The sequence below is a fragment of the Lutibacter aestuarii genome (assembly GCF_042676885.1).
In the GTDB taxonomy this organism is placed as follows: domain Bacteria; phylum Bacteroidota; class Bacteroidia; order Flavobacteriales; family Flavobacteriaceae; genus Lutibacter; species Lutibacter aestuarii.
This window is the reverse complement of sequence record NZ_JBHTIC010000020.1, coordinates 129,002-150,397: the sequence shown is the minus strand read 5'-3', so window position 1 is coordinate 150,397 and position 21,396 is coordinate 129,002. Positions and strand designations below refer to the sequence as shown.

The window sequence follows — 21,396 nt, the reverse complement described above, 5'->3', positions numbered from 1 at the left end:
TTTTTATAGTTTTTATTATATTTTTTTTCCTTTAGTACTCATATTTCTACTTACAAATGGAATTGCTATTCCTTTTAATAACATATTCCAATATATCCATCTAAATGCTAATTTCCCCCAATGGTTAAAAATACTTTCTTTTAATAGTTTTAGAGGTCCAAAGCCTGCAAAAGGGAAAGTTCCTTCTACGGGTTCTTGTTCATAGTTAAAGTCAATTAATAATGCTTTATTGTGTCCTGTTTCAATAAAACAGTTTGCATGACCATCAAATTCTTCTTTTAAAGGTTTGTTATTTATAAATAATAATATGTTATCTGTTAGTGTTTCAGCCTCAAAATGCGCTACTGATCCAGCTTTTGAAGCAGGAACATTGGTAGCATCACCAATCACAAAAATGTTTTGGTGCTCTTTAGATTGTAAGGTGTTTGGGTGTGTAGGTACAAAGTTTAGTTCATCTCCCATTCCCGAACGCTCAATAACTTCATCTCCCATATTGGTTGGAACAGTTACTAACAAATCATAATCAATCTCTTTTTCAGCATAGTCCACTATTTTGTTATTTTCATTATCTACATGTTCAATGGCAAAATCAGTTTCTAATTTTATATTTTTTTCTTTTAAAAGATAGCTTAATGAATTTGAACAAGTTTGTTTAGTGAAAGCACCTGAAAGTGGGGTAACGTAAGTGATGTCAACCTTGTCTCTCATTCCTTTTTTTGTAAAATATGAATCAGCTAAAAATGCAAATTCTAATGGAGCTACAGGGCATTTTATAGGCATTTCAGTAATATGTACTACTAATTTTCCACCTTGCCATGTTCTTAATTTGTTACGTAATGCTAAAGCACCTTCGTACGTATAAAAATCAAATACATTTTTATGCCAATTTTTACCTTTCATACCTTCTACTTCATCTGGAGCAATTTTTGACCCAGTAGCTATAATTAAAAGATCATAACTAAGAATTTGATCTTCTAATTGCACTTTGTTTTCATTAGGTAAAATTTGTTCAATTTTTTTCTGAATATAGTTGACTTCTTTAGGAATAAATTTTTCGCCAACTTTTTTAACTTGATTTTCTGTATAAATATCAAATGGTAAAAACAAAAAACCAGGTTGATAGTAATGTGTTTTATATTGATCTACAATAGTTATCTTCCACTCTTTTTTATTTAACTTAGGTCTTAAATGATTTGCCATCATTGTACCTGAAGTACCAGCACCAAGAATTAATAAGTTTTTCATTTTTAGTAGTTTAATATTTTTTTAAGACTTGTTTATGTAATTTTTATTACACTGTAAAGTTACTTAAGTAGCATAATGTGATTTATGATAAAAATCAGTCTACACTGTTACATTAGTTACATAATATGCTTAAATATAAGCAAAAAACGTTAAAAAAATGTCTGATATAAGTTAAAAAATATGATTACTTTTAGCCAAGAATTTTTGAATATGAAGCTAACAATTGAGCAAAAAATACAAAGGTTAAGAACAGAGTTAAATGAACATAATTACAACTATTATGTATTAGATAATCCTACAATTTCAGATTATGAGTTTGATTTAAAATTGAAGGAATTAGAGAAACTAGAAATCGAGCATCCTCAATTTTTTGATTCAAATTCTCCGACTCAGAGAGTGGGAGGTGAGGTAACTAAAAGTTTTGAAACTGTTGTTCATAAAAATAGAATGTACTCTCTAGATAATTCATATTCTAAAGAAGATTTATTAGACTGGGAAAAAAAAATAAAAAAAATGTTAGGTGTTGATGAGGTTTCCTATACTTGTGAATTGAAATATGATGGTGCTTCAATTAATTTATTTTATGAAAATGGAACATTGGTTAGCGCTGTAACTAGAGGAGATGGTTTCCAAGGAGATGAAGTAACCACTAATATAAAAACCATAAGATCTATACCCTTGGTTTTAAAAAGGCCCTTTGTGGAAAGTTTTGAGATTAGAGGTGAAATTATTTTACCTTTTGAGGGGTTTAATAAAATGAATGAAGAAAGAATTGATATTGGAGAAGAACCTTATAGAAATCCTAGAAATACTGCAAGTGGTAGTTTAAAACTTCAAGATAGTGCAGAAGTAGCCAAACGTCCGTTAGATTGTTTATTGTATCATATAGTAACCAATAATAATCCTGTAAAAACCCATTATGAGATATTAAAAAAGGCTAGAGAAGTAGGTTTTAAAGTCCCTAGCACAATAAAATTATGCACTTCTATTGATGAAGTTTTTACATTTATTGAAAAATGGGATTTAGAGCGTTTTAATTTACCTTATGAAACAGATGGAGTGGTGGTTAAAGTTAATTCATTAGACCAACAAGAAGAATTAGGATATACTGCTAAAGCTCCGCGTTGGGCCATAGCTTATAAATTTAAAACCGCTCAAGAAAGCAGTGTTTTAAAAGAAATTACTTACCAAGTTGGTAGAACAGGAGCTATAACTCCTGTCGCTAATTTAGAACCTGTGCAATTAGCAGGAACTATAGTTAAAAGAGCTTCTTTACACAATGCAGATCAAATTGAGAAGTTAGACATTAGAGTGGGGGATACTGTGTTTGTAGAAAAAGGAGGTGAAATTATTCCTAAAATAGTTGGTGTAGATTTAAGTAAAAGACCTTCAAATTCTGAGCCCACAAAATACATAACGCATTGCCCAGATTGTAATACAAATTTAATTAGAAAAGAGGGTGACGCAAAGCACTATTGTCCAAATGAATATGGCTGCCCAACTCAAATAACAGGTCGTATTCAACATTTTATTAGTAGAAAAGCAATGGATATTGATGGTATTGGTGCAGAAACAATTGAATTGTTGTTTAAAGAAGGCTTGATAAATAATTATGCCGATTTATATGATTTAAAAGTTGAACAAATTATTCCTTTAGAGCGTATGGCTGAAAAATCAGCTCAAAATATGATTATTGGAATTGAAAATTCTAAACAAATACCTTTTGAAAAAGTGCTTTTTGCCTTAGGAATTAGATTTGTTGGAGAAACTGTAGCTAAAAAATTAGCCAAACATTTTAAATCAATTGATAATTTGATGAATGCAAGTTTTGAAGAATTAATTGCTGTGGATGAAATTGGAGAACGGATAGCACAAAGCGTGATTGATTTTTCAAAAAATTTACTAAATATTCAATTGGTAGAGCGGTTAAAATCTTATGGAGTTCAGTTAGAGCTTTCGGCTGAGTCACTAGCTAACACTACTACAATTTTAGAAGGTAAAACATTTGTTGTTTCAGGAGTGTTTACCATATTTAATAGAAATGACTTAAAAAAATCTATTGAGGATAATGGTGGTAAAGTGGCAACATCAATCTCTAAAAAAACAGATTATGTAATTGCTGGAGATAATATGGGACCTAGCAAAAAAACAAAAGCTGAAAATTTAAATATACCAGTTATTTCAGAAAGTGATTATTTAAATATGTTAAAATAGAATTTAAGGTTTAGATATTATCAATTATAATTCTATTACGTCTAATTTTAATTTTACCTTCGTTTTCTAACTGTTTTAACAATCTTGAAACTACTACTCTAGAGGTGTTAATATCATCTGCTATTTCTTGGTGAGTAATAATTAAAGTGTTTTCTTTCATTATTTTAACCTTGTCTGTTAAATATTTTAATAATCTATTATCTAACTTCATAAAAGCTAAACTATCAATAGATTCTACCATCTCAATAAGTCGCATATGATAACTATCTACAATAAAATAACGCCAAGTTTTGTATTTTTTTAGCCATTCATCAACTAAACTGACAGGAATAAAGATGCCTTCAGTTTCTTTTTCTGCAAGACCTCTAAACATACTTTTACTACGGTTGATACAATTTATAAATGAAATAGCGCATGTATCACCTTTTTCTAAAAAATAAAGTGCTATTTCATCTCCATTTTTATCTTCTCTAATAATTTTAACAGCTCCACTAAGTATCAAAGGAACATGGGTCATTTTATCATCAATATCAATTAACATTTCCCCATTACTAATGGTTCTAAAAATACCATTTTCAACAATTTCATCAATCAATTCTTTTTCAAAAATTGATGAATAATAATCGTTCAATTTACTTCTTAAAATATCTTTATCTGTTGTCATATTTTATATTTAAATGGAGAATATTCCATTTAGCAAAAATACGAAAAAAAACATAAAAAACTCCTAACATAATTGTTAGGAGCTTTTCCTCAAATAATTACTTAATTAATTAAAACCTTACTTGAAGTTGCATTAATAAAGCATCATTATCAATGCTTAATCCAGTTTCAATTTTGTTTTGGTAGTTAACTTGTAATCTTGTTTTAGCATTTATAAAATAGTTTACACCTAAAGTCATCATTTCTTGGTATCCAACTTTTTTAATATCTAAATCTTGATCAAAGTATTCATATTTAAAAACAGGTTGTAATTTTTCATTTACATTATAAGTTGCCATTACATAAGCACCTGCTCTTTTTTCACCTAATTCTAATGGAGTAGATCCACAACCACCATCAGCAGCTCTGTTATAATCACCTTCATCATAAATATACTCACCTTGTAAAGCAAAATCTTTATAGTTTACTAAAAATTCAGCTCCATAGGTGGTTCTGTCTAAATCATTATTATTTGGGTATCCATATCTAAAGCTACCACCAACAGTTAAAAAATCGAATAATTTATAAGAAGCTCTACCAATTACATCTTTCTTAGTGTTGTTGTCTTTAACACCTAAACCTCTACCATTCATTAAAGCTAAAGAGTAGCGAAATTTTGTTTTGCTAGTTCCACCTAACATCATTACCCCTAAATCTCTTTGAGGTGCTACTAATTGATCTGAAACAATAGCTCTATCAATAGTTGTTAAGGCATGACAAGCAGTAGTAACTTCTAAACCAAAAGGCTGTTTAAATGATCCCATTGAAAATTTTGTCCACTCATGTTTATCATAAGTAATAAAGGCATCTAATAAATAAACATTGCCATCTGATGATACAAAGTCACTAGTTTCTAGGGCAACATAGTAAGAGAAAGAACGATTAACTCTACCACGTACTCCTAATCTAGCTCTTTTAAATTTGAAGGTATTTTCGTTTGCATCAGTAAAATGAGATTCAAACATTGGTTGTATATAACCGAAGAAAGTCATATTACTTGTTGATGGTACCCCTGAAGTACTAGAGGCTGGAGCATCGTCTTCGCAACCTTGTGCAAAAGAGCTATTAGTTGTAAAAGCAAATAGTGCGATGAATATTAATAAAATTCTTGTTTTCATATTGTTTAGTTTTTTAAAAGCCCTAAAAAGTAGGTTACTTAGTATTTGCTAAAGAATGCAAATAATTATATTTATGAATTAGATTTTAGGGCTTTAAATTTTTAATTTTTAGATTATTTATTGAACTAATGGTAAATCTTTAGGCTTGCTATCAGCTCCCCATTGGTTTGAGCTAAATGCAGAATTTGTATTGTATAAACCATTCATACCAAAGGTTAAGCTATAAGCGTCATATCCTAAAACTCTTAAGCAGGCGGTAACCACAGCTGAGGTTTGCCCTGTATAACAGTAGGTTACCACTTTTGCATTGGTTGCAGGATCTAAGCCTTTATAGCTATTATCAGCTAAGGTTAAAGGTAAAATTCTGTAAGCACCATCAATATGTCCAAATCCTGAGTAGTCTGCTTCAGAAAAGTAGTTGTTGATATAATAATTAGTTGGATTGTTTAAAACATCTGTTCCAGTAACTGTTTTAAAACCAGCTTCTACAGCATCTTCCACTCTTTTTCTAAGAATTGTTCCACCATCAGTTGATAAAGATGTAAATGAAGGGTCACTAAACACATTATTTGTTGGAGCTCCACCATAAGACCAATTTGAGTGTCCTTTAGCTTCTTCAACCCCAATTTTTCCATTCCAAGGTCCTGCAGTAGTTGCATTCCAACCAGACATTCCCCATTTTAAAGCTTGGGTATGTGAAAATCCATACATACGCATTAAAGCTGTTGCATAGCAAGCAGTTTGTCCAGTATAACATACCATTAGAACAGGTTTGCTAGCAGCAGCTCCTTCAGTTAATATATCTTTAAATGCTATGTTTTTTGCACCTTCTATATGACCAGCAGCAAATGCATCAGCGCTTCTAATATCTAGAATAGTATATTTTGCGATAAATGCAGGAACATCTGCAGCTGTTGCAGGAGGGGCAGTTACAAATTTTTCACCGTCTGTATTTGTAATAATTTGATTAATATCCATATTATTTGTAATCAAATAATCTTTCATAAGTGTAAAAGCAGGAGCTGATACCACATTTAGATCATCTCCTTTATCACAGGAGGTTAAAAAAAGTGATGGAATTAAGAATAATCCTATTAAAAATAATGATAGTTTTTTCATGATTTGTTTGTTTTGATTTGTATAATTGATTGCTTAAAAGCGTTGTTTATTCTACTACAGGGAAGTTTTTTATCTCACTGCTGCTAAAGCCATTCCAGTTTTTTTCTACTAGATTTTTATTCATATAGCTATTAGCGCCATACGCTAAATTAGCAACATCGTATCCTAAAACATTTAAATAAGCTACTACATAAGCTGCTGTTTGTCCAGTATCACAGCTAACTAGTACTTTTTTATTTGTAGGTAAAGTATATAGATTAGTTGTTGATGAAAGAGATGTTCTTGGTTCATACTTGATAGCGCCAGGAACGTGTCCGAAATTATATTTTTCTTCATTCACATAATTTATTATGTAGAAATTTTCAGGAGCTGCAAAAACATCTTCTACTTTTGTAATAAACTCTTTGTAAGGTGTTTCAAAGGCTTTTCTAATTCTTTCTTTTAAAATTTCAGAAGCTTCTGTTTTACCTGTATTTAATGTAGGATATTCACCTTTTTCTGGCATTGGATTGGCAGTTTTCTCAACTTGATCAGCAAAATCATTTTTAGAATTTTTTACCCAAATATTTTGAGCAAATTCTTCAGCCCAAGAACTCATACCCCATTTTAAACTATATACATTATCAAAACCATAAAGTCTTAAAAGGCTTGCATAATAAGCTGCAGATTGTCCTGAATAGCATACGATAGTTATTTTTTTGTAATCAGAAGGTGTAATTTCGTTTTCAAAATAATTAAGTAATTCAGGACCTTTTACATTTTTGGCATTTTTTATATGACCATAATCGAACCAGCTTTCACTTCTAATATCTAATACTAAATATTCTTTATTTTTTAGGTTCTCTTTAATTTCATCAGCTAATACAATTGCAGGTGCATGATTACTGTTTATAAAGTTTCCATTTGCCTCTAAATGTTGAACTAAAAGTTCAAATTCTGTTGGAGGGTTATTTTCTTGTTGTTGATTACTTTTAAAACTACTAAATAAGGTAGCTGTTATAAAAAGTAGTACTAAATATGATGTTAATTTTTTCATCGTGTATTAATTTTAATTCAGTAATTAATGTTTGTTTTATACTATAAAATTAAGTACCAATGACATGTGTTTTTATGATAATTGTCATTTTTAAGTTATATATATTTATTCTCTACAGTAACTTTAGTAACATAATTAACTATCTGATAACTAAAAAGTTAAGTATGATTTTTTTATTTTTTTTGAAAGTGGGAATGACTTTGTTTTTGGAAGTATTATTTTGATAGGTTTTGAATAACAAAACGATGGAATTTTTTTAAGTAAGTTTAAAAAAAAAGCTGTTTTTTAAAAAACAGCTTTTCAATAATTAAAAACTAACAACCGCCTTCAACAGGCATTTTCTTTTTCTTTTTAATTGGAATAATTTTTTTAGGAGTTTTAATAACTTTAGGTGTTGGTTTTGGTTGTAAAGCAGCTTTTTTAATGGATTCGCTTATAAATGCGTTTATATCGGCTTCCGATTTTTCAACAACTATATTTTGTGTGATTAATTTGTTTTGACTGTAACTGTTTTTTATAGTTGCAATTTTTAGGTTTTGATATCCTAATTGATGTAAAATCATAAATGGAACCACTACTTCTTCAGGAGTATTTCCATACATTATAATGGTTTTATTTGTGCTTTTTAACTCTTCTAAAATACCTGTATTTTCTTCATTTAAAATTTCAGGAGCATACATATTTAGGGCATTGTTTAAATGTCCTTTTTCAAATTCATATTGATTTCTAATGTCTATTAAAATAACATCTGAGTTTTCAATTTCATTTAGGGAAATTAAATAATTTTCAGTGGTGATATTTTCTAAAGTAGTTTTAGAATTTACTGCATACATATGTTTTGGTCTTTTATACGTTAAAAGTCCAATAAGTACTACAAGTATAAAAAGTACTGAAGCTATAGATATTCGTTTAGTTTTTTCTAATTCTTTCATATAATAGATATTTAACAATTAACAACCTCCTTCAACAGGCATTTTCTTTTTCTTTTTAATTGGAATTACCTTTTTTGGAGTTACTTTTTTTACTTCAGGTTTTTTTTCTATTTTAAGCTGTTCTGGATAAACTACGCCAAAAAACATACTCGCAGATTTTCTAAATGAATATAGTTCAAAATCTTCTGCTGGCATATTTTCAGTAGGTTTTGTAGGATTTATAATTGTTAAATACCAATTATTGATCCCACCTTTTAGAACTCTTAAATTTTTATAATCTAATCTATTACACAATACCCAAGCTTGATCTGCGTAAAAGTGATCATTTGAAATAAATATAACATCATACTGATTTTGATTAAGATATCCAATAGCATCTTCATCTAATAATTTTTTTAATGGAATATTTATTGAATTAGGGATTGAGTATTTATTAAATTCGGTCTCATTTCTAACATCAATCATTATAAATGATGGATCTTGATTTATAATTTTATTTGCTAATTCATCAGTTGAAATATATCTTTCTGGACTTATAGCATTACTCAATAATTCTTCAGGCTTTATTCCTTCATGTTTTTCGTACTTTGGAAGTAGTACTAAACCTGCAGCTAGTAATAAAAATATGCCAGCGAGTATTTTATATCTAAAAGTTAAAACTTTTGCTACTTTTCTATTAACCATTCTAATTTTTTTAAATTAATAAAATATTTTTTTTCTTCTTTTTCTGATTAAATCTGAAATTACAAAGGCAAGGATTGCAATTATAGTAAAAACAAATACAAACCAATAACGATTGATACCAAAGGAATCCATTAAAGTTATATTACCATAAAAATAACCTTCATAGAGTGGTTGAAATACGGTATATAATTCAGAAAAAATAAATATTCCTACCATAATACCAATTACATAAACTATAGCGTCAATTTTTCCAATGGCAACAGCACATAAGCTTGTTCCAGGGCAAAAACCAGCTGAAACAAAACCTACTCCCATGATAACGCCTCCAATTATTGCTCCCCATAAATAGGTTGGGTGAACATATAGTTGCTCCATATTTATATAACCAAGGTAATCCATATATAAAATACCAATAAGTGATACTAATGCAGCAGTAAAAAACACTTTAAGCACTGCAAAATCGTATCCGTAAAATACTCCTGCTAATTTTCGTGAAGAAGAAAACCCTGATGCTTCTAAAACAAATCCGAAAACAATTCCAATGATAATTGCTATTATGTTGTTCCACTCATAAGGTATGACTCCATTAGGAATTAAAGGTCCCATATATTTTTTTATTTTTTAATTATTAAATCCAATTTTTTCTAAAGAAATATGCTACTAAGAATCCTGTTCCAAAAATAGCAAGCATAGTTATAAAACCACCTGTTGATAATACCGCCATACCACTTAAAGCAGCACCGCTTGTACAACCACGAGCAACTTGTGCACCAATACCAAATAATATTCCACCACCTAAAGCAAATAGCAATCTTCTGTTTTTAGTTATTTTAGGTGAATGTTGAGTTCTCCAGCCAATTCTACCGGCCAATCCACCCGAAATAAAAGCTCCAATTAAAACGCCTAAAGCTTCAAAAACTAACCAAGAGTTTAAGGGAGATTTTTCATCTTTTACAAATTTACTGTAGTAGGCATTGTTTTCAGCATGGTTTGAAGCCAATGCATCAACAATAGTTACTACACCACTTTTCATAGCGCCACTTGCACCTAGTCCTCTTCCTGTCATATAAAAAGTGAAAAGAATAAGTATTCCTAGAAGAAAACCACCAAAGTATGGATTCCAGTATGTATGTTTATTTTTTTGAATATTCATAATATTTGTTTTAATATAAGTATCTAGTTATTTGTCCAGCTTCTACCATTACAAATCTAAAAACTAAACCACCTATTAAAATTAAGATTGCTGGCACAGCAACTGGTACTTTGTACCCAATTAATTCTGTTAGTTCTAAAATAGCGGGAACTATAAGTCCTAAAATAATTACAAAGCCAAAAAACATAAGAGTAAACTCACCTCCAACTAATAGTTGCATGGCCTCTAATTGTACTTCAGAACCAGCGTACATTCCCATCAGCATATGGATTATCAACCCTAACTCAATAACAATAAGGGCTAAATCAATTTTGCTGAAAAGATGTCTTTCTTTAGTGTTTTTAGCTAATAAAATAATGGTTGCTGCTCCTGTTGATAAACCAGATGTTAAAAATAATGGACCTAGTATTGCATTATTCCACAAAGGTCTGGCATTAAAAGCTGATAATAATATTCCTGTATAAATACCTAGTACAATTGATAATGGAATTAAAGCTATCGCCATATTCATTCTATTTTCTTGAAGGAATTTTTCGAACGTGTTTAAAAAATTAAACTTCAATTTCCATTTAGGAAATAATTCAGTATAATAACTAAATACCCATAAAAATGAAATAGGGGTAATGATTAATAATACCCAAGCACCCCAACTCATAGGAGATTCAATTCTGATAGTTGTGTATAATCTCCAAAAATATAATTTGTGAGTTAAATCATAAAATAATGCCAATAAACCTAATGTTAAAGCAATTGGAGATACAATTGATGCAAACTTAACCGCTGCAGGATATTCTTTGTCCTTTTTTAAAACAGTAATTAATGCTGCAAAAAACAGTAATCCAGCAGCCAAGCCTCCTAAAAATAAGTATACAGATATTGGCCAGTGCCATATTTGTAATGAAGGATCTATATTTGGAATATTTCTTCCACTTGTAAATAATTCTTCTTGCATAATTTTTAATTTATATTAAATAATAAACTTGAGGCTTAGTTCCTGCTTCAGGAGCCAATGTTTTATGTTTTCTATTTTTTAACAATTGCGAAACTTCACTATTTGGATCATCTAAATCCCCGAAATACATACATTTAGTTGGGCAAACAGAGACACAAGCTGGAAGTTGTCCTTTTTCTAATCTATGATGGCAGAATGTACATTTGTCTACATAACCATCAGGGTGTTGGTAACGGGCATCGTATGGACAAGACTCTATACAAGCACCACATCCAATACATTCATCAGCCGTAACTAATACAATGCCATTGTCTAATTGATGACTAGCACCTGTTGGACAGCATCTTACACAAGGAGCATTATCGCAATGATTACATCTTTCAGATTTTAATTCTAATTCTATACTTGGATAAGCACCGTTAACAGTTTCGGTTATCCAATCTCTACAGTATCCAATAGGAACATTATTTTCGGTTTGACAAGCAACTACACAATCGCTACATCCAACACATTTTAAGGTGTCAATTACCATTGCATATCTCATAACTCAATATTTTTATGTGGATTTTCAGTTAAAATTGATACAAAATTTCCTCTCATACCAGTCCCACCCATAATTGGGTCGATAGCTACTTTTGAAATTAGTTGAGTATCGTTAATACCTTTTCCAAAGGCGCGACTTAATTTTTTATTGGTGTGTCCAAAACCATGAACCATATAAACAGAATCCCAACGAACTCTTTCCGTAACTCTAACTTTAATTGGGAAATTAGAAGTTATTTCATCCTGATTTTTCAGCCAAACTTCCTGCCCTGTTTTTAAGCCTAAAATTCTAGCAACTTTTGGGTTCACCCATAAATTATTTTCACTTTTTAAATCGTTTAGATTTGGGTTGTTAGCTGTTCTACTAAATGTATGCATTGGAGCTCTACCATAATTTAATCGGTAAAAACCTTGTGGAGGTTCTGGGTGTTTTATATAATTAGGCAATGGATCAAAACCTAAATTTTTTAATTCTTGAGAATACAATTCAATTTTACCACTAGCTGTTGGAAAATGATAGGCTTCATTTTCATTTAAGTATAATGGTCCCGATGTTCTTGAAAAGTTTTTCACTCCAATTTTATTCATTTCGTCTAATGAGGTTCCCATTTGTTGTAACTGCCATTCAATTACTTCTTCATAATCATCATAATTAAAATAGTCACCTAAACCTAAACGTTCTCCAATTTGTTTTGCTACCCACCATCCCGGTTTAGAATCGTATTTTGGTTTAACAGCTGGTACTCGAACAGCAATTGAAGGCTCTCTATTAGTTGCAGATCTTATATCATCATAACGTTCTAAATAAGTACATTCAGGTAAAACTACATCTGCATATCCAGTAACATCCATCGGCATGGTATCCATTACAACCATAAATTCTAATTCATCCATTGCTTTTTCAAGCATTTCTTTTTCTGGAATAGATTTGGTAATATTAGTACCGGCAACCATCCAAGCTTTTATAGGATATTTATTATCTTTACTAGGGATTGAACATTTAATAACTTCACTTGTAATACCCATTTGAGCTACAGGATATTTCTCTCCAATATTTTTCCAATCCCACTTAGGATGAGGGTATTTTGGTGAAGGGTATTTAGGAACTTTAATACTTTCTTTAAAGTAGAAACCACCTCTACGACCCCAAGAACCTAATAAAGCATTTAAAATAGCTATTGAACGAGCTCTTTGAGTATCATCTCCATACCAACTTACATGGCGTCCTGGATGTATAATAACTGATGGAGAAGCACTTGCCATTGCTCTAGCAGTTTTTCTAATTTCTTCAGGTTTTATGGTGGTTATTCCATAAGCCCATTCAGGAGTAAAAGTACTTACATGGTCTTTTAATTGATTAAATCCAGTAGTGTATTTTTCAACATATTCTTTATCATATAAACCTTCCTCAATAATTACATTCATCCAAGCAAGCATTAAAGCTATATCTGTAGCAGGTTTGATAGCTAACCAATGTTTTGATTTGCTAGCTGCTGTTGAAAAGCGTGGATCTACTGTAATGATTGTAGCACCATTATCAATTGCATCTGACATTTCTTGCACTTGAGAATTGTGCATGTTTTCACCAATATGAGATCCAATTAACACTAAGCATTTGGTGTCTCTAATGTCAGTTGGTTCAGGTGAACCAACCCAAGATCCATAGGTTAATGCAAAACCTGCTTCACGAGCACCTCTACATTGTGCATAAGCTGGTTCTGCGATGGTGTCTGATCCAAAAGCTTTAAATAAATGTTCTAAATGTTTTCCAGGTGACCCATGTTTTAATAAGGCAATAGCTTCTGGGCCATATTTTTCTTTAATATTGCTAAATTTTGAAGCAATTAAATCAAGAGCTTCTTCCCAACTGGCTTCTCTAAACGTTTCTTCTCCATTAATAGTTGTTCTAATTAAAGGAGTTTTTAATCGATCTTCATCATTATACATTCCAACACCACCAGTTCCTCTTGGACATAAACGTCCGTAGCAATGTGAGTCATTTTCATTACCAATAATTTTTTGAATATTACCTTCTTCATCGGTATAAGTCCAAGCAGCACATTTCCAAAAACAAACTTCGCAATAAGTAGGAGTTCTCTTAAATTTTTTGGTAACATTTTGTTTTACAAGCTCATCTAAATATGAGTTTGCACCAAACATATTTAGTGCACTTGTAGTAGCTGCTACACCACCCAAACCTAATGCAGAAATTTTAATAAATTTTCTTCTTGAAGTAGTCATAAGTTTAATTATTTATTTCTTGTGTAAAGGTATTTACAGATGTATTTTTATAGTATGATAAATGTCATTAAAAATGGCGTAAAATAGTAACAATGGTTACATTAATAGCTTGAAAATCATATATTTATATGTAACAAAAGTAGCATAACTAAACTCCTTGATTGGTTATCAGTTAATTACATTTTTTAGTAAAAAAAGCTAACATTTTAAATTGTTGTAAATTTGTACAAACGCTCTATTTATGAAATTAAAATACTCTAAATTTTGGTTTTTTTTGGTAGTTACAATTTTAATTGTAGCTCTATTTTTTGTTAAAAATTTTAAGCTTCAACAAGAAATAATAAAAGAAGATAATTATGTTAAAATTGAAACTATTGAAAAGGAGACTTGTTTAGAGTGTCATCAAAATACTAAGGGATATTCTAATTACCATAATCCAGAATTAATAGGTTGTATAAGTTGTCATTTAGGAAATCCAAACACTATGGATAAGGATGATTCTCATAAAGGAATGGTTCTAATTCCAGGGAATTTAAAAGATGCTAAAGCAACTTGTGGAGTTTGCCATCCAAATGAATTAAACAAGATTGAAAACTCTTTAATGACCACTAATAGTGGTTTGGTGGCTGTAGATAAATATATTTTTGGAGAAGCTGATAGCCCAAATGGTAGATACCACATTCAATTAATTGAAAACTCAGCTTCAGATAAACATTTAAGAGATTTATGTGCAAATTGTCACTTAGGAGCACAAAAAGAAGAATTTGGACCAATAACACAGTTGAGTAGAGGTGGAGGTTGTAATGCTTGTCATTTAAATTATTCTGATGAAGCAATAAAAGATTTAAAGACTTATTTAACTTCAAATAAAAAGGAATTACCTCAATTTCACCCAGCAACTGATATTTTTGTAACCAATGAACATTGTTTTGGTTGCCATAGTCGATCTAGTAGAATTTCAACAAATTATGAAGGATTTCAAGAAACACTGCTAGATGAAAGTGAAGTGATAGCTAAAGATGGATTTAAGGTAATAGAAGATAAAAGAGTTTATAAATATATTGGAGAAGATGTACACCATACAAAAGGAATGTTATGCATAGATTGTCATTCTTCACATGAAGTAATGGGCGATGGTAAGCGTTATATTCATGAAGAACAAGCTGTTAAAGTACAATGCTCAGATTGTCATTTTAAAGAGCAACCCAATACTGTACCTTATGATTCTTTAGATGCGGAAAGTTTATTGGTTTTTTTACACAGAGATTATAAACATTCAGATAAAGAGATAATTGCAGTTAAAAAAGGAGGGCACCCATTAGTAAATACATTTGTTGATTCGCTTGGAAATGCTTTTTTAATTGGAAAGAGAGATGGAGAGTTGCACCCTTTAAATCCACAATCAGAGGTTTGTTCAAGAGATAATGCACATAAAAATGTAAGTTGTGCAACTTGCCATTCTTCTTGGACTACACGTTGTATAGGCTGCCATAATGAATATGATCAAAACGAACCACGAGCTTTTGACTTGTTAGATAGAAAGTATGGCAAAGGACAATGGAAAGAATTTGTAGCAGAGTTTTCATCATCATTACCAGCTATGGGAGTTCGAGAAAATTCGGAAGGCACACATATTGAACCTGCCGTTCCTGGAATGATTTTAACGATTGATAAGGGTAGTTATTCTGGAAAAGAGTTAGGAGAAGATGTTTCTTTTCATAGATTATATGCACCAAACTCGCCTCATACAACTACTGCTAAAGTTAGAGATTGTAAAAGTTGTCATACCAACCCAGCTACTTTAGGTTATGGTAAGGGTGAATTAATTTATGAAATTAGTGAAGGTGTTGGAACATGGAGTTTTACTCCAGCCTATGAATTAAATCCAAATGATGGTTTACCTGAAGATGCTTGGATTCCTTTTTTAAAAGAAGTGGATAAAAATGTAGTTAATTCTACTAGAACAGATTTTAGACCATTTACTGTAAAAGAGCAACAAGAATTGTTGTTAGTTGGAGCTTGTTTACAATGTCATAAAGAAGACTCTAAGGAGATGAAACAAAGTTTAATTACTGGTATTCAGCCATTATTGAAAAAATTAGATAAAAGTTGTATATTGCCAACATGGTAATAATTGCTTTAGATTATGATTAAAAAAATAGCTCTAATTGGATTTCTGCTAGTTTCAATTTTAGATATTATTGGAATCGCTTTTAAAATAGAAAGTTTAATTTACTTATTTAAACCTTTGATACTTTTATCTCTATTGTTTTTATATTCAAATTCTGTGGTAGATAGAAACAAATGGTATTCAACTGCGTTAGTTTTTTCTTTTTTTGGAGATGTGTTTTTAATTTATTCAGGAGATTTTACTTTTAAAGCAGGTTTAATTTCATTTTTAGTTGCACATATATTATTTATAAGTATTGTTATTAAAAGAATACAAAAAGCGTCTTTTTTAAAAGCTTTACTAGCTGCTATTCCATTTTTTATTGTGTTAACAGGCTTAATTTTTTTAATTAAAAATGCTTTAAATGAATTGTTAGTTCCCGTTGTAATTTATGGAATAACTATTTCAATTTTTGGAATGGTATCTCTCTTAGACTATAGTACTAAAAAAACGAAAGAATCTTTATGGATGTTATTTGGAGCTATTGTTTTTATGATTTCTGACTCTATATTAGCCATCAATAAATTTTATGAATCTTCATTATTTTTTGAAATAATTGTAATGATTACGTATGTTTCGGCACAATATTTAATTTATAAATCAATGGTTTGCGAACAGGTAGAGGAGGCTGAACTAAAAAGTTTTGCCAATTAATGGCAAATTTTTACGTTCATTCCATAAAACAATACTACTTAATATAAAGGTACTTATAGCCATAAAAAAGAGGGTGCCTCCATCATTATTAACTTCAATTCCAAGTAGGGTAAAGTGTATAAATATTGCACCACTGATAACACTTAAGATTAATATTGCTCCAACCCAAACAGTTTTTGGGATTAAAATGAGTATGGCTCCTATTAATTCTAAAATACCTATACCTATTCTTCCATAAGGTTCCATACCTGCCTTTGAAAAAATATAAACACTATCGGGATGTGCAGTAAATTTAAAGCGAAGAGTTTGGATTAAAATAACAGCAATTATAAGTCTTATGGTAACTAATAAGTATTTTTTCATCATAAAAAACTTTCTCGTTTAGACGAAAAAGTTTTAAATAATTACAATAAAGCTTTCTTTTTATTTAGAAAAAACTTCGTTATGCTGTTCTTGTACTTTTATAAAAGTAGTTCTTTTAGTGAGTTCTTTTAACTTACTAGCTCCAACATAAGTGCAAGTAGAGCGTAAACCACCTAAAAAATCTTGAACAGTATTTTCAACGGTTCCTCTATAAGGAATTTCTACTGTTTTTCCTTCAGAAGCTCTATAGTTGGCTACGCTACCTGCATGTTTTTTCATAGCGGTTTCAGAACTCATACCATAAAACTGTTTATACTTTGTTCCATCAATTTCAATAGTCTTACCACCACTTTCAGTATGTCCAGCTAACATGCCTCCTAACATTACAAAATCAGCACCGCCACCAAAAGCTTTGGCAATATCACCAGGTATTTTACATCCGCCATCAGATACAATTTGACCACCTAACCCGTGTGCTGCATCTGCACATTCAATAATTGCAGATAATTGTGGATAGCCAACGCCGGTTTTAACACGAGTTGTACATACAGATCCAGGACCAATACCTACTTTAATAATGTCGGCTCCAGCAAGTAATAATTCTTCTACCATTTCACCAGTAACTACATTTCCAGCCATGATAACTTTATCAGGATATTGTTTTCTTGTTTTTTTTACAAAGTTTACAAAGTGTTCAGAATAGCCATTAGCCACATCAATACAAATAAATTTAATTTGTGGATGCTGACTAAATATGTTGGTTAATTTTTTTGAGTCTGCTGTGCCAGTTCCAGTACTTACAGCAAAATAATCAATCATTTCATCAGGAACACTATTCATAAAGTGTTTCCATTCATCTAACGTATAATGTTTATGTATTGCAGTAAATATTTTATGTTTGGCTAATGCCTTAACCATTTCAAAAGTACCAACGGTATCCATATTTGCTGCCATAATTGGTACACCTTTCCATTGGTAATTACTATGTAAAAATGTAAAATTTCTTTCTAAGGTTACTTGTGCTCTTGAGTTTAATGTAGATCTTTTTGGACGAATCATTACATCTTTAAAGCCTAATTTTAAATCTGATTCTATACGCATTTTAATAATTTGAGTTATACAATGATGCTTTTTCCTTTACTTGCTTTATTTTGATCGGCGTCAAAATAAAAATCAATTCTACCCACATTTAAACCATAGCAACCTACTTGATTTACCAATACATTTTCTCCAATACTATTTTTTGTAATGGTAGGTTTAGGTAGAAAAGTGTGTGTGTGACCCCCAATAATTAAATCGATATCTTTTGTTTTGGAAGCCAAAACTAAATCGCTAATTTTTGCTTCGTTTTTGTAGTGATATCCTAAATGTGATAAACAAATTACTAAATCACATTTTTTATCTTCTTTTAAAATTCGACTCATATCTTGAGCAATTTCAATAGGGTTTAGATACACAGTTTCTTTGTACATTCTTGGGTCAACTAATCCTTCCAATTCTATACCTAAACCAAATACACCAATTTTAATACCATCTTTTTTAAAAACTTTATAAGGTTTCACATGGGTGTTTAAAATAGTGTTTTTAAAATCGTAATTAGCTATTAAAAAATCAAATTTAGCGTTTGGTAGTTGCTTGTATAATCCATCTATACTATTATCAAAATCGTGATTGCCAATAGTTGCAGCATCATATTTAAGCATGCTCATAAGCTTGAATTCCAATTCGCCTCCATAAAAATTAAAATATGGTGTTCCTTGAAAGATATCACCAGCATCTAATAATAATGTGTTAGGATTTTCTTGTCTTATACTATCAATTAAAGTAGCACGTCTTGCAACACCCCCTTGATTTGGACTTTTATAATGATCATTAGGAAATGGTTCAATATGACTATGCGTGTCGTTTGTATGTAAAATAGTAATATGTTTTTTATTCTCTTTTGCAAATGATTGAAGGGATAAACCACCTAATGTTACAAAAGCTGTAGCAGCCGTTGATTGTTTTATAAAATTTCTTCTTTCCATAATTTTTAAATCTCTTTTCTAAATCTTCCGTCTAATTTAACTTTTACAGTATCAATTTCTTTAAAATAATCAATAATTGCATTTCTTACTTTGTAATCTAATTTATGAAGTGTAACAGGTTCTTTAAAGAAAACCATATTGTCTCCACCGTTTTGTAAATAATCTGATGTTAACACAAAGTAAGTTTTATTTTTTTCAATTGTTTTATGATTGATTTTTAAATCAAAACCATCTTTGGTAACTACTAAATTAACTTGTTTTGAAATTGGATGCGCTCTTTTACCATTGATTAAATATTGAGCTAATTCATTTATTTTCTCATAAGTTAATTCAGTAACAACTAAACTGTTTTCAAAAGGCATTAAATTAAAAGCATTTTCGGTAGTTATATTTCCTTTAGTAATTCCTGCTCTAATTCCACCATAGTTAAACATAGCAAAATCGATATTTTTTCCAGTTCTTGAGTTAAAAACGGGGTTGGCTCTTTCAAAGCATAAATCTGCCATTAAATTTCCTAAGCTGCTTTCTAGTTGACTATCTGTTCTAACTAAATCTGTTTTAGTATAGGAAAGAACAGTATTCATTTCTTTTTCGACTTTCTCTTTATGAGGTTGAATAAAATCTTCAATTTCTTTAACAGATTCTAATTTTTCATTAACAGGAAGTAATTTTCCTTCAATTTTAACCAAATGTTGAGGTTCATTTTTACAGCTAATTACAAGTAAAAGTGTAAAAAATGAAATAATAAATTTTTTCATTGTTGAAATACTAATGATTTTAATTAATTTTGTGAATCAACCGTAAATATAGATGATTTTTACAGGATTCAAACGAAAAACCAATCAAATATTTTTCAACAAAAGAATAGCAGAATTAACAGAAAATTCAACTAAAACAACTTCAAATAAAGTAAAAAATATTATGGTTGTTATTGATGATTCTTCTTTGAAAGATGCCGTTGTAAATGAATTGTCACAACTTTTTTCTATTTCAAAAGATAGTATTGAAATACTTGTTGTTAAATCAAAAAGGGCTAAAAATGAAGTTGTAGAAAATAGTATATCCCCAAAAGATTTTGGCTGGTATGGAAAAATTAAAACCGAATGGCTAAAAGAAATTTTAACAAAAAAATACGATTTGTTAATAAACTATAGTAAAGTTGAAAACTTATATACCAACTTATTATTATTGCATTGTAAAGTAATATTTAAAGTTGGTTTTGCACATCTAGATAATAGATTTTACGATTTAATAATTAAATGCGAACCAACTGAAATTACCTTATTTAATAAAGAGTTAAAGAAGTATTTAGAGATTTTAAATAAAATATAATGAAAGAATTGTTAGGGACTGGAGTAGCATTAGTAACACCATTTAATGAAGATAAATCGGTAGATTATGTAGCGTTAGAGCGTTTAGTAAACCATCAGATTGACAATGGTATTAATTATTTAGTTGTTTTAGGAACTACAGGTGAGCCAGCAACTTTAACAGCTGAAGAAAAGGAACAAGTTAAAAATACTATTATTAGAGTTAATAATGGAAGACTGCCATTAGTATTAGGCATTGGAGGAAATAACACACTGGCTGTTGCTAATGAAATTAAAACAACAGATTTAACTGCATTTTCAGCAATACTCTCAGTTTCTCCATATTATAATAAACCAACACAAGAAGGTGTTTACCAGCACTTTAAAGCAATATCTGAGGCTAGTCCATTACCAATTATTTTATATAATGTGCCTAGTAGAACAGGTAAAAATGTTGAACCAGCTACAATTATTAGACTGGCAAATGACTTTGAAAATATAGTAGCTGTTAAAGAAGCTGCAGGAGATATCGTTCAAGCAATGCGTTTAATTCAACATAAACCAAAAGAATTTATGGTGATTTCAGGAGATGATATGATTGCTTTACCTATGACTTTAGCTGGAGGATCAGGTGTTATTTCAGTCATTGGACAAGGGCTTCCAAAAGATTTTTCAGAAATGATACAGCTTGGTTTACAGGGAAATGTAGGTGAAGCTAATAAATTGCACTATAAAATTATGGATAGTATAGATTATATTTTTGAAGAAGGAAACCCGGCTGGTATAAAGGCATTATTGCAAAAAATTTCAATTTGTTCAGAAAATGTGCGTTTACCTTTAGTAAATGCAACTTCAAAATTACACCAAAAATTAGCAAATTTTATAGATAATTATTAGTATTTTTACAGTTCTAAATTTCAAGTAGAATAAATA

At 30.2% G+C, this 21,396-nt stretch carries 21 protein-coding genes; 5 read left to right on the top strand and 16 right to left on the bottom strand.

Going from position 1 to position 21,396, the window contains the following annotated elements:
• Positions 1–15: 15 nt before the first annotated feature.
• Positions 16–1,245, bottom strand: a complete 1,230-nt coding sequence (gene sqr, locus ACFQZW_RS13285; RefSeq protein WP_372802719.1) for a type III sulfide quinone reductase, selenoprotein subtype — start codon at positions 1,243–1,245, stop codon at positions 16–18.
• A gap of 210 nt (positions 1,246–1,455) precedes the next feature.
• Between sqr and ligA the strand changes: the two genes are divergently transcribed.
• A complete protein-coding gene (gene ligA, locus ACFQZW_RS13280; RefSeq protein WP_386783635.1) occupies positions 1,456–3,459 on the top strand; it encodes an NAD-dependent DNA ligase LigA in 2,004 nt (667 codons plus the stop codon).
• Positions 3,460–3,469: 10 nt separating this feature from the next.
• On the opposite strand, the gene ACFQZW_RS13275 is transcribed toward ligA, so the two are convergent.
• From ACFQZW_RS13275 to ACFQZW_RS13225, 11 genes are all read right to left on the bottom strand, one after another.
• A complete protein-coding gene (locus ACFQZW_RS13275; protein WP_298264016.1) occupies positions 3,470–4,123 on the bottom strand; it encodes a Crp/Fnr family transcriptional regulator in 654 nt (217 codons plus the stop codon).
• 109 nt (positions 4,124–4,232) lie between these two features.
• Positions 4,233–5,279, bottom strand: coding sequence for a porin (locus ACFQZW_RS13270; protein WP_298264017.1), 1,047 nt, complete (start codon positions 5,277–5,279; stop codon positions 4,233–4,235).
• Between the two features lie 117 nt (positions 5,280–5,396).
• Entirely contained in the window at positions 5,397–6,398 is a 1,002-nt protein-coding gene (locus ACFQZW_RS13265; protein WP_298264018.1) for a rhodanese-like domain-containing protein, read from the bottom strand.
• Positions 6,399–6,444: 46 nt separating this feature from the next.
• The gene (locus ACFQZW_RS13260; protein WP_298264020.1) at positions 6,445–7,434 is read right to left on the bottom strand and encodes a rhodanese-like domain-containing protein; all 990 of its coding nucleotides are present in this window, start codon (positions 7,432–7,434) and stop codon (positions 6,445–6,447) included.
• Between the two features lie 314 nt (positions 7,435–7,748).
• Complete coding sequence (locus ACFQZW_RS13255; RefSeq protein WP_298264021.1) at positions 7,749–8,366, bottom strand: rhodanese-like domain-containing protein; 618 nt, start codon at positions 8,364–8,366, stop codon at positions 7,749–7,751.
• 18 nt (positions 8,367–8,384) lie between these two features.
• Positions 8,385–9,050, bottom strand: a complete 666-nt coding sequence (locus ACFQZW_RS13250) for a rhodanese-like domain-containing protein (RefSeq protein WP_298286945.1) — start codon at positions 9,048–9,050, stop codon at positions 8,385–8,387.
• Positions 9,051–9,065: 15 nt separating this feature from the next.
• Complete coding sequence (locus tag ACFQZW_RS13245) at positions 9,066–9,656, bottom strand: DUF6691 family protein (protein WP_298264024.1); 591 nt, start codon at positions 9,654–9,656, stop codon at positions 9,066–9,068.
• Between the two features lie 22 nt (positions 9,657–9,678).
• Positions 9,679–10,203 carry a YeeE/YedE thiosulfate transporter family protein gene (locus tag ACFQZW_RS13240; protein ID WP_298264025.1) on the bottom strand — a complete coding sequence of 175 codons (525 nt, stop codon included), beginning with the start codon at positions 10,201–10,203 and terminating at the stop codon, positions 9,679–9,681.
• 10 nt (positions 10,204–10,213) lie between these two features.
• Entirely contained in the window at positions 10,214–11,155 is a 942-nt protein-coding gene (gene nrfD / locus ACFQZW_RS13235) for an NrfD/PsrC family molybdoenzyme membrane anchor subunit (protein WP_386783629.1), read from the bottom strand.
• 10 nt (positions 11,156–11,165) lie between these two features.
• A complete protein-coding gene (locus tag ACFQZW_RS13230) occupies positions 11,166–11,699 on the bottom strand; it encodes a 4Fe-4S dicluster domain-containing protein (RefSeq protein WP_298264028.1) in 534 nt (177 codons plus the stop codon).
• Positions 11,696–13,939 (bottom strand): molybdopterin-containing oxidoreductase family protein, encoded by a 2,244-nt coding sequence (locus ACFQZW_RS13225; RefSeq protein ID WP_298264030.1) that lies wholly within the window; start codon positions 13,937–13,939, stop codon positions 11,696–11,698. The genes ACFQZW_RS13230 and ACFQZW_RS13225 overlap by 4 nt, the downstream gene beginning before the upstream one ends.
• A gap of 241 nt (positions 13,940–14,180) precedes the next feature.
• Between ACFQZW_RS13225 and ACFQZW_RS13220 the strand changes: the two genes are divergently transcribed.
• Positions 14,181–16,070 (top strand): hypothetical protein, encoded by a 1,890-nt coding sequence (locus tag ACFQZW_RS13220; protein ID WP_386783626.1) that lies wholly within the window; start codon positions 14,181–14,183, stop codon positions 16,068–16,070.
• Positions 16,071–16,085: 15 nt separating this feature from the next.
• Positions 16,086–16,763, top strand: coding sequence for a lysoplasmalogenase (locus ACFQZW_RS13215; RefSeq protein WP_372800991.1), 678 nt, complete (start codon positions 16,086–16,088; stop codon positions 16,761–16,763).
• Here the strand turns inward: ACFQZW_RS13215 and ACFQZW_RS13210 are convergent.
• Genes ACFQZW_RS13210 through ACFQZW_RS13195 form a run of 4 tightly spaced genes read right to left on the bottom strand, consistent with a single transcriptional unit; the run spans position 16,743 to position 19,911 of the window.
• On the bottom strand, positions 16,743–17,126 hold the full coding sequence (locus ACFQZW_RS13210; RefSeq protein ID WP_386783623.1) for a DoxX family protein: 384 nt from the start codon (positions 17,124–17,126) through the stop codon (positions 16,743–16,745). The two genes, ACFQZW_RS13215 and ACFQZW_RS13210, sit on opposite strands and share 21 nt — an antisense overlap.
• 60 nt (positions 17,127–17,186) lie before the next feature.
• Positions 17,187–18,227 carry a GMP reductase gene (locus ACFQZW_RS13205; RefSeq protein WP_298264035.1) on the bottom strand — a complete coding sequence of 347 codons (1,041 nt, stop codon included), beginning with the start codon at positions 18,225–18,227 and terminating at the stop codon, positions 17,187–17,189.
• Positions 18,228–18,241: 14 nt separating this feature from the next.
• Complete coding sequence (locus ACFQZW_RS13200; RefSeq protein ID WP_386783620.1) at positions 18,242–19,153, bottom strand: bifunctional metallophosphatase/5'-nucleotidase; 912 nt, start codon at positions 19,151–19,153, stop codon at positions 18,242–18,244.
• Between the two features lie 5 nt (positions 19,154–19,158).
• Positions 19,159–19,911, bottom strand: coding sequence for a 5'-nucleotidase C-terminal domain-containing protein (locus tag ACFQZW_RS13195; protein WP_386783618.1), 753 nt, complete (start codon positions 19,909–19,911; stop codon positions 19,159–19,161).
• Positions 19,912–19,963: 52 nt separating this feature from the next.
• Between ACFQZW_RS13195 and ACFQZW_RS13190 the strand changes: the two genes are divergently transcribed.
• Both ACFQZW_RS13190 and dapA read left to right on the top strand, forming a co-directional pair.
• Entirely contained in the window at positions 19,964–20,485 is a 522-nt protein-coding gene (locus ACFQZW_RS13190) for a DUF6913 domain-containing protein (RefSeq protein ID WP_372800998.1), read from the top strand.
• On the top strand, positions 20,485–21,360 hold the full coding sequence (dapA, locus tag ACFQZW_RS13185) for a 4-hydroxy-tetrahydrodipicolinate synthase (RefSeq protein WP_386783616.1): 876 nt from the start codon (positions 20,485–20,487) through the stop codon (positions 21,358–21,360). Before ACFQZW_RS13190 ends, dapA begins: the two co-directional genes overlap by 1 nt.
• Positions 21,361–21,396: the final 36 nt, after the last annotated feature.

What these genes read in the sequence shown, in the direction of transcription:
- sqr (WP_372802719.1), bottom strand. Translation starts at nt 1,245, where the DNA reads ATGAAAAACTTATTAATTCTTGGTGCTGGTACTTCAGGTACAATGATG.
- ligA (WP_386783635.1), top strand. Translation starts at nt 1,456, where the DNA reads ATGAAGCTAACAATTGAGCAAAAAATACAAAGGTTAAGAACAGAGTTA.
- ACFQZW_RS13275 (WP_298264016.1), bottom strand. Translation starts at nt 4,123, where the DNA reads ATGACAACAGATAAAGATATTTTAAGAAGTAAATTGAACGATTATTAT.
- ACFQZW_RS13270 (WP_298264017.1), bottom strand. Translation starts at nt 5,279, where the DNA reads ATGAAAACAAGAATTTTATTAATATTCATCGCACTATTTGCTTTTACA.
- ACFQZW_RS13265 (WP_298264018.1), bottom strand. Translation starts at nt 6,398, where the DNA reads ATGAAAAAACTATCATTATTTTTAATAGGATTATTCTTAATTCCATCA.
- ACFQZW_RS13260 (WP_298264020.1), bottom strand. Translation starts at nt 7,434, where the DNA reads ATGAAAAAATTAACATCATATTTAGTACTACTTTTTATAACAGCTACC.
- ACFQZW_RS13255 (WP_298264021.1), bottom strand. Translation starts at nt 8,366, where the DNA reads ATGAAAGAATTAGAAAAAACTAAACGAATATCTATAGCTTCAGTACTT.
- ACFQZW_RS13250 (WP_298286945.1), bottom strand. Translation starts at nt 9,050, where the DNA reads ATGGTTAATAGAAAAGTAGCAAAAGTTTTAACTTTTAGATATAAAATA.
- ACFQZW_RS13245 (WP_298264024.1), bottom strand. Translation starts at nt 9,656, where the DNA reads ATGGGACCTTTAATTCCTAATGGAGTCATACCTTATGAGTGGAACAAC.
- ACFQZW_RS13240 (WP_298264025.1), bottom strand. Translation starts at nt 10,203, where the DNA reads ATGAATATTCAAAAAAATAAACATACATACTGGAATCCATACTTTGGT.
- nrfD (WP_386783629.1), bottom strand. Translation starts at nt 11,155, where the DNA reads ATGCAAGAAGAATTATTTACAAGTGGAAGAAATATTCCAAATATAGAT.
- ACFQZW_RS13230 (WP_298264028.1), bottom strand. Translation starts at nt 11,699, where the DNA reads ATGAGATATGCAATGGTAATTGACACCTTAAAATGTGTTGGATGTAGC.
- ACFQZW_RS13225 (WP_298264030.1), bottom strand. Translation starts at nt 13,939, where the DNA reads ATGACTACTTCAAGAAGAAAATTTATTAAAATTTCTGCATTAGGTTTG.
- ACFQZW_RS13220 (WP_386783626.1), top strand. Translation starts at nt 14,181, where the DNA reads ATGAAATTAAAATACTCTAAATTTTGGTTTTTTTTGGTAGTTACAATT.
- ACFQZW_RS13215 (WP_372800991.1), top strand. Translation starts at nt 16,086, where the DNA reads ATGATTAAAAAAATAGCTCTAATTGGATTTCTGCTAGTTTCAATTTTA.
- ACFQZW_RS13210 (WP_386783623.1), bottom strand. Translation starts at nt 17,126, where the DNA reads ATGAAAAAATACTTATTAGTTACCATAAGACTTATAATTGCTGTTATT.
- ACFQZW_RS13205 (WP_298264035.1), bottom strand. Translation starts at nt 18,227, where the DNA reads ATGCGTATAGAATCAGATTTAAAATTAGGCTTTAAAGATGTAATGATT.
- ACFQZW_RS13200 (WP_386783620.1), bottom strand. Translation starts at nt 19,153, where the DNA reads ATGGAAAGAAGAAATTTTATAAAACAATCAACGGCTGCTACAGCTTTT.
- ACFQZW_RS13195 (WP_386783618.1), bottom strand. Translation starts at nt 19,911, where the DNA reads ATGAAAAAATTTATTATTTCATTTTTTACACTTTTACTTGTAATTAGC.
- ACFQZW_RS13190 (WP_372800998.1), top strand. Translation starts at nt 19,964, where the DNA reads ATGATTTTTACAGGATTCAAACGAAAAACCAATCAAATATTTTTCAAC.
- dapA (WP_386783616.1), top strand. Translation starts at nt 20,485, where the DNA reads ATGAAAGAATTGTTAGGGACTGGAGTAGCATTAGTAACACCATTTAAT.